The organism is Longimicrobium sp., from assembly GCF_036554565.1.
Lineage (GTDB): Bacteria > Gemmatimonadota > Gemmatimonadetes > Longimicrobiales > Longimicrobiaceae > Longimicrobium.
On the sequence record NZ_DATBNB010000786.1, the window covers coordinates 1 to 5,510 of the forward strand.

Sequence of the window (5,510 nt, forward strand, 5' to 3'; positions counted from 1 at the left end):
TGGTCTCCCTGTCCGCCTGCGCATTTGGCACCATCCCGCCGATGCCCGTTCCGGAGGCGCTTTCCACGACCGAAGCCTGGATGGTGGCGCGCCACGACCGGCAGACGGTGCGCTACAGGTTCGGCCCGTACCGCGTGGCGAACGTTCGTTTTCATGAGATCCGCGGGCGCGGTGGAGTGCTGGATGTGATCAAGGGCAAGCGGGAGTACCAGCAGCGGTACGAGTTCGCCCTTCGTGACTCGGCCGAGGCCGCGCGCGAGACACGTGTGCAGTGCGACAGCCGGGACCGGGACCGCGGTTTCTCGATCGGATCGGTGGATATTGAGCTGGAGTCGGGGCTGTCGCTGAACTGCCGCGTGTTCATGGACGCCGATTCCGCCGCGAGGTCCGGCATGCTGACGCTCGCTGCGCGCAACGACAACGTGCCGCGTGGGACGATCGAGCGAGGCGAGGTGAAGTTCGAGATCGCGGGCGAGCGCGAGCGGGGCGATGATGACGAGGAGCTTCCGCGCGCGTACCTGGTGCGCCAGGGGGAGACACTCGTGGGGATGGTCGATCGCACGCACCCGGGCATCATCCGCATCTCGCCGTCCCTGCCGCGCGAGGAACAGGATCTGGTCGCGGCCACGCTCATGGCGCTGCTGATGCAGCGGAAGCTGATCGAGTCGTAGGCTGATGGACAGTCTACCACATCCGCACCCGCGCCTGCCCGCGCCCCCTCGAACACACGAGCATCCGCCGATGAGCGCATCCCACAAGCCCGAGGGCTACAGCACGGTTTCGCCGTACCTGATCGTCGATGGCGCGAGCGAGACCATCGAGTTCGTCGTCCGCGTTTTCGATGGCGTCGCGCTGCGCCGGTTCGCGGACGAATCCGGCAAGCTGGTCCACGCCGAGGTGCGCATCGACGACACGGTGGTGATGGTAGCGGATGCCGTGCAGGGGTGGCCGCCGGTGCCGTCGCACGTGCACGTCTACGTGACGGACGTGGATGCGACGTATCGGCGGGCGCTGGAAGCTGGCGCATCGTCCGTCCAGGAGCCGGTGCAGCGGGACGATCCCGACAAGCGCGGCGGAGTGAAGGACGCCGCCGGCACCACGTGGTGGATCGCCACCAAGGTGGACTGAACCGGTGAGGAGCTTCAGCTGGGCCCGCGCGGGTCCGAGTGGAGGCTCACGCGTCGTCCTCGTCATTCTCGGTGAGGCTAAGCCCTGGGCCGAGCCCCTTGGCGTCGCCCCACTCCAACGCCGCGCGATACGCCTGCTTCAGGTCATCCCTGAACTCAAGGATGGCTTCGGCAGTGCCGCGGTCCATCGGAAGGCCGTTCTCCGGGCTCTTGCGGCTCAACTCCAGCGAAGTCGTCGCGATCGCCACGAACGCGCCGAACCGGAACTCCAGCATCTCCAGCAACCGCAGTGGCGACGCGAGATCGCCCTGTTCACTTCGCGTTCTCATCGATCCTCCTCCCGTATCCTCACGTCCCTTGTAGGCCTGTGATGGCAGACCTACTTTGTCCAGTGTAACTCCCTAGAAAGTTTCCAAGGCTTCCGGGCAAGTCTATGCCCTGCTCACCGGAGCGTCAATGCCCTCCGGTGAGCCGCGCATCTCCGTCAGCGTCCTTCGCGGCGCCGTACGGGATGCGATCGACCGCACGTCATCCCACGTCGTCGCGAAGGCAGTTGGGCTCTCCGCGCCTGGTATTCGCGAGTTCGCCAACGGGTCGGAGCCGAGAAGCGCGACGATCCGCAAGCTGACGGCGTGGTACATCCGCCAGCGTGAACATGGGAGCGATGCGCCGGTCGATGCGGAAACCGCCGAGGCCGCTATCGCGTTCCTGCTGGAGCACATTCCCGCTCAACACCGCGACGACGTTCGTGCGGCATTGATCCAGCTGATCGACAGCAAGGGGCGGCAGGTTGGTGCGCCGGAGCCGGCCTGGATATCCGATCTGCGGGGCTGAACGCAGAAGTCTGGAGGCGGTGATGGCCGGCGAAACATTCGTGCATAACCACCCGGAAATCATGAGCGGCGCGCCGGTGTTCATCGGCACCCGGGTTCCGGTCCAGGCGTTGTTCGATTGCCTCGAAGAAGGCGGTGCGATCAACGAGTTTCTGGGCAGCTTTCCTACCGTCACTCGTGAACAGGCAGTCGGCTTCCTCAGCGAAACCACGTCGCGTGCGGCTCGCTGATCGCCTGCTCGTGATCGGAGGGGTGCTCACGGCCGGGGCGGCCCTGTTGCACGTGGCGATCATCATCGGCGGCCCCGACTGGTACCGCTTCTTCGGGGCGGGCGAACGCATGGCGCGGATGGCGGCGCGCGGCTCCCTCCAACCGGCGCTCGTCACCGACACCATCGCTGCAATCCTTGGTTTGTGGTCTCTCTACGCGTTTTCGGGCGCGGGTCTCATCCGCCGCCTCCCTCTCCTGCGCCTCGCCCTGACGCTCATTGCCGCGGTGTACCTGGCCCGCGGCCTGCTCGGCGTTCCAGCCGTAATGCTCGTGGATGACGTGTACACGAATCAGTTGAGAGCGAAGCTGACGTTCATGATCGTCAGTTCCGCCATCTGCATCGTGCTGGGGGTGTGCTACGCGATCGGCGCGGCGCGGGTCTGGAAGACGTCCTCATCTCTCCGACCCGAGTAGCCGAGGTGGCCTGGGGACGAATGAAATACGGCCGTGGCTGAGCAGGAGCAGCTGCGGCTTCTCTTTGGTACTCGAGAATGTCCTGCTGAAGAACCCTAACCAGACACAGCTGGTACGTAGATGGTGGCCGGCATTGCGCGTTGGGGCGTTTGATATACCATTGGGGAGCGCCGAGTAATCGCTGCTGCGGCCGCGGCCACGTTCCACGGTCTGCGAGCCGTGACTAAACACAAACAGAGGTCAACCTGTGAGTCTGATGGAGCGCATTACGGTGAACCCTCGCCAATGTGGCGGCCGGCCATGCGTCCGGGGCATGCGGATCCGCGTAACTGATGTCCTCGATCTCCTGGCCACAGGGATGACGCCAAAGCAGGTGGTTGAGGAACTACCTGACTTGGAACCTGCGGACATTGAAGCATGCCTTCGATTCGCATCGCGCCGAATTGACTATCCGGTCGTCGTCGCGTGATTCTGTGGCTGGACGCCCAAATTTCGCCCACGGTGGCGCTTTGGCTTCGCTCGCGTTTCGGAGTTAGAGCACTGGCCGTTCGCGATCTTGGACTGCGGGATGCGGAGGATGCGGAGATCTTCGCGGCAGCTAAGGCAGCGGACGTGGCGGTGATGACAAAGGACAGCGACTTCGTCCAGTTGCTCAACCGCTTCGGTCCCCCTCCACAGATCGCGTGGCTTCGGAGTGGAAATACGTCGAACACACGATTGAAACAGCTGCTCCTGCAGACCTTCCCCGAGGTGCTGCGAGTGCTCGAATCCGGCGAGCCGCTGGTCGAAATAGGGGACGCTTGGTAGAGTGAACGAGGCAGGCGCGATTCGGACGATGATCCGTAACCGCGTGTGAGCAGGTGAAGCCCCGAACGGCGACGCGAGCGCGCGCCGTGGTCGGGGCTTCTGGTATCCGAGCGGCGGGTTTACCCGCTCAGGTTGGCCGTACGGCCGTCGGCGGACCGATCAGCGGAGGTAGGGCGCCACGTTGTCGGCGATGTCCTGCAACTCGGCGTCGGTCAGAGCTAGCCGGTGGCGGAGTTCCGCCCAGCGCTGCACGACCCGCGCACCGTCGGCCGTGGTGGCATCCGAGCCGTAGAGAATGCGGTCCATCCCGATCTGGCGGAGCCGCTCCGTGATCTCCCGCAGCGCATCCTCCGAGCCCTGCGCCCCCGGCACGATCTCCGTCAGGTCGAAGTACAGGTTCCGCGTCCTGGGGTCGCCCGCGGCGATGGCGGCCGCGTAGACGGCCAGCGGCTCCGCGCGGTACTGGTTGCCGCCCCACAGGTGGGCAATCTGCACGGGCACGTCCGGCGCCGCCGGCAGAAGGTGCTCCAGGAACGCCTCGGCGTGTGCCCGCGCGTACTCGCCGCGCGCCTCGGAGTGCACCACGATGGCCATCCCCTCTTCGTTGGCGGCCTGGAACACCCGCCGCACCTTTTCCACGTGCTCGGGGTTCAGCACGTCTACCCTGCTGCCGCGAAAGTGCATCTTGATGCCTTTCATCCCCAGCTCGCGGCGGCATCGCCGCAGCTCGGCCACGGCAAAGTCCAGCAGCGGGCGGATGCCGCAGAAGCCCACCAGCCGGTCCGGGTAGCGCGCGATCTGCGCCGCCGTCCAGTCGTTCTCCGCGCGCGTGGTAGCCTCGTCGTTGTGCCAGTACCCCACGGAGAGCACCACCGCGCGGTCGATCCCCGCCTCGTCCAGGTTGTCGATCAGGTCGTCCGCGGTGATCACCTTCTCGAACTGCCATTCGGGGATGGGCATCAGCGTCTCGCTGGCGATGCGCCAGGTCCCCCGCGCGTCCCTGCGCAGGCCCGTGGAAAAGGTCATCACCGCGCGGCCAGACGACACGCTGAGCACCTCGCCCGCCACGTGCGCGACGGACCCATCCATCGAGAGCGAGCTGGCGACGAACCGTCTGTTCGGCTGCATCGCATCCACCAGCGCGGCGGCCGCCTCACGCCCCTGCACCCACGGCAGCGTCTCTTCCGTGAGATCCACCACCTGCGCGTCGTCCGTGTACAGCGCACCCGCCTCCGCGCTCCCGCTCAGGCGTCCGCGCTCGCGGAGCAGCGAGTCCAGCGCCGCGGGGAGCGCGACGGGCGGGGGCGGCGCGGGACGCTTGCTGGCCGAGGCCGGCCCCATGATGTGCTGATGATGGTCGACCAGCGGGATGATCCGCGCCCGCTGCGCACGCGCGGACGGGGCCGCCGCGGCCGGGCGTTCGGCGGGAGCGGGTATCCCCGGGTCTACGGGCGGCGCGCATCCCTGGGCCGCCGTCAGGGTGGAGGCGACGGCGAGCGCATACGTCCACAGCGCGGACGCGGGGCGGTTCGGCAAAGACAGGGTCAGTCGCGGGATCATCGTTCGGTGGCGGCTGGGGGAGTGGACGTGTCCGGCCCGGGGCCGATCATGTCGAGAATCCAAGTCAGGAAATCACCGCTGAACAGGTCGTGCGGCGGTTGGCGCACCGTTTCGGCTACTCAGCTCGGGCGACATGAGGACTCTCTCCGTCTCCGGGGCGAAGCGCCACCGGATTTCCGGGTGCGCGCGGTAAAGCGAGATGTACTGGCGGAAGAACTCCACCGGGGGCTGCTCGAAGAGCCGCGGGATGCACGCGGTGCCGCAGTGGTGCTCGATCGCCTTCGCCATCTCATAGCCCACGAAGTAGAAGCGCGCATCCTCGTCCCCGGAAAAGCCGCGCTGATAGGCATCTTCCCAGCTGACCCGCCGGGCACCCAAATCGGCCAGCACCCGGTCGAACAGGGCAAAGTTCGCGGTAATGCGCGCCGGCTGCGCGTTGCGGAGATAGCGCTCGACCGACTGCGGGCCCTGCTCGCCTCGGAAGCTGGCGGAGCAGGTG

Annotated in this window: 10 protein-coding genes; 7 read left to right on the forward strand and 3 right to left on the reverse strand. The window is 66.6% G+C overall.

What is annotated here, in order from left to right; translation table 11 throughout:
• Together VIB55_RS22145 and VIB55_RS22150 are read left to right on the forward strand one after the other, a co-directional pair.
• Nucleotides 1-671 (forward strand): hypothetical protein (locus tag VIB55_RS22145; RefSeq protein WP_331878852.1); only part of this gene is annotated, 671 nt, incomplete at its 5' end.
• A 70-nt stretch (nucleotides 672-741) separates the two neighbouring features.
• On the forward strand, nucleotides 742-1,128 hold the full coding sequence (locus VIB55_RS22150; RefSeq protein ID WP_331878853.1) for a VOC family protein: 387 nt from the start codon (nucleotides 742-744) through the stop codon (nucleotides 1,126-1,128).
• 46 nt (nucleotides 1,129-1,174) lie between these two features.
• Here the strand turns inward: VIB55_RS22150 and VIB55_RS22155 are convergent, their stop codons facing one another.
• Nucleotides 1,175-1,456 carry a hypothetical protein gene (locus VIB55_RS22155; RefSeq protein ID WP_331878854.1) on the reverse strand — a complete coding sequence of 94 codons (282 nt, stop codon included), beginning with the start codon at nucleotides 1,454-1,456 and terminating at the stop codon, nucleotides 1,175-1,177.
• Between the two features lie 127 nt (nucleotides 1,457-1,583).
• Here VIB55_RS22155 and VIB55_RS22160 point away from each other — a divergent pair, with 127 nt between their 5' ends.
• From VIB55_RS22160 to VIB55_RS22175, 5 genes are all read left to right on the forward strand, one after another.
• A complete protein-coding gene (locus VIB55_RS22160) occupies nucleotides 1,584-1,961 on the forward strand; it encodes a hypothetical protein (RefSeq protein ID WP_331878855.1) in 378 nt (125 codons plus the stop codon).
• A 22-nt stretch (nucleotides 1,962-1,983) separates the two neighbouring features.
• A complete protein-coding gene (locus VIB55_RS22165; RefSeq protein ID WP_331878856.1) occupies nucleotides 1,984-2,190 on the forward strand; it encodes a DUF433 domain-containing protein in 207 nt (68 codons plus the stop codon).
• A 52-nt stretch (nucleotides 2,191-2,242) separates the two neighbouring features.
• Nucleotides 2,243-2,644: a hypothetical protein gene (locus tag VIB55_RS22170; protein WP_331878857.1), complete on the forward strand. Its 402-nt coding sequence runs from the start codon at nucleotides 2,243-2,245 to the stop codon at nucleotides 2,642-2,644.
• 256 nt (nucleotides 2,645-2,900) lie between these two features.
• Nucleotides 2,901-3,113: a DUF433 domain-containing protein gene (locus VIB55_RS25560; protein WP_349263065.1), complete on the forward strand. Its 213-nt coding sequence runs from the start codon at nucleotides 2,901-2,903 to the stop codon at nucleotides 3,111-3,113.
• Nucleotides 3,110-3,451 carry a DUF5615 family PIN-like protein gene (locus VIB55_RS22175; protein WP_331878858.1) on the forward strand — a complete coding sequence of 114 codons (342 nt, stop codon included), beginning with the start codon at nucleotides 3,110-3,112 and terminating at the stop codon, nucleotides 3,449-3,451. Before VIB55_RS25560 ends, VIB55_RS22175 begins: the two co-directional genes overlap by 4 nt.
• Before the next feature lie 159 nt (nucleotides 3,452-3,610).
• Here the strand turns inward: VIB55_RS22175 and VIB55_RS22180 are convergent, their stop codons facing one another.
• Both VIB55_RS22180 and VIB55_RS22185 read right to left on the reverse strand, forming a co-directional pair.
• A complete protein-coding gene (locus VIB55_RS22180; protein ID WP_331878859.1) occupies nucleotides 3,611-5,011 on the reverse strand; it encodes an amidohydrolase family protein in 1,401 nt (466 codons plus the stop codon).
• Nucleotides 5,012-5,083: 72 nt separating this feature from the next.
• The coding region (locus tag VIB55_RS22185) for a DUF5700 domain-containing putative Zn-dependent protease (RefSeq protein WP_331878860.1) at nucleotides 5,084-5,510 on the reverse strand (427 nt) is incomplete at its 5' end.